Raw genomic sequence first — 1,275 nt, 5'->3', positions numbered from 1 at the left:
TCGGCCTGCCCGAGGACCTCTTCACCGTCGGCGCCCGCCTCAGTCTCCGGACCGGCCTCGGCTACCGGGTCCGCACCACCGCCCTCGGCGTGAGCGGCTCCAGCACGGACTACTACTACACCGAGATCGGCGGGCCGCCCGAGCCCTACGACGCCGACCTGTCCGTCACGATGACGCTCACCCCGCCCGCGGCGGCGCCGTCGGACGCGCCCCCGACGCAGCCGCAGACGCAGACGGACCCGCGGCCGCAGGCGGACACGCGGACCGATACCGCCCCGGACGGCACCCGGACGCAGGACCGGCCCGGCGGCACGCAGCAGGTGTCGGCCGCACCGATCGAGGCGTCATGGCGGCTCGGCGTGCGGCTGTTCGTGCCGGGCGGGCCGGGCATCAACCCGCCGAACACGCCGGCGCTCATCGAGCTCGCCGATCCCCGCGACCCGGACAGCACGGCCCCGCCGCCCGGCCCCGGGGCCCGCGCGGTCGACCGCAGCTACCCCGTCCACATCGGCGCCATCTCCGAGAAGTCCGCCCAGGGCGACCGCAAGGCGAAGGACCTCGCCGACTGGGCGCGGGACCGTCTGCTCGTCCAGTCCTGGACGCAGCGGGTGCGGGGCAAGGACCCGAAGCCGTCCAAGGAGTTCGGCGATAACAACGACGCCACCCTGCAGGGCCTCGCCGACGGCAGTCTGGTGCAGGGCGGCCTCAACACCATGTCGACCGGCTACACCGACCTGCCGTTCATCGACTCCACCGGCGAACCCCGGCGGCTGCGCATCACCTCCTCGCCCACGAGGTACGAGCGGCTGCCCACGCCGCCGAACACGTCGGAGTTCTCCACCCTGACCCGGGTCAGCACCTCGATCTCCGAGTCCAAGACCAAGACGTCGTTCTGGAACACGGCGTTCAGCGGCGGCGCCGACTTCCGCATCTCCGACCGCACGTTCCGGTTCGCGCCCGCGCTGCTCGAATACCTCTTCCGCAAGGACACCCGCCAGACCAGCGACACCCGCCAGGACACCGCCGGCCGCTCGCCGCTGATGTGGGGGCCCGCGCCCTCCGTGCTCTACGAGGTGACCCGCACCTACTACGCCCAGTTCAACGGCGACGCCGCGCCCACCGAGTTCACCGGAACCACCTACGAGCTGCTCACCGCCGAGGACGCCCGGCTCCTGGGGACGGCCGACGTCCACGCCCCCGCGCCCGCGCCCGCGACCGAGAGCGAAAGCGGCACCGAGAGCGACACCGGCTCCGAGGTCGACACCACCCCCGGAG

Annotated in this window: 1 pseudogene; it reads left to right on the top strand. The window is 73.3% G+C overall.

The annotated features are described in order from the left end of the window. A pseudogene (locus NT8_RS30230) lies at window positions 1–1,275 on the top strand (hypothetical protein); the annotation flags it as partial.

The organism is Nocardiopsis trehalosi NBRC 14201, assembly GCF_001552555.1.
GTDB classification, from domain to species: Bacteria; Actinomycetota; Actinomycetes; order Streptosporangiales; family Streptosporangiaceae; genus Nocardiopsis_B; species Nocardiopsis_B trehalosi.
The sequence above is the reverse complement of the archived record's forward strand: the minus strand, read 5'-3'. Positions and strand labels throughout refer to the sequence as shown.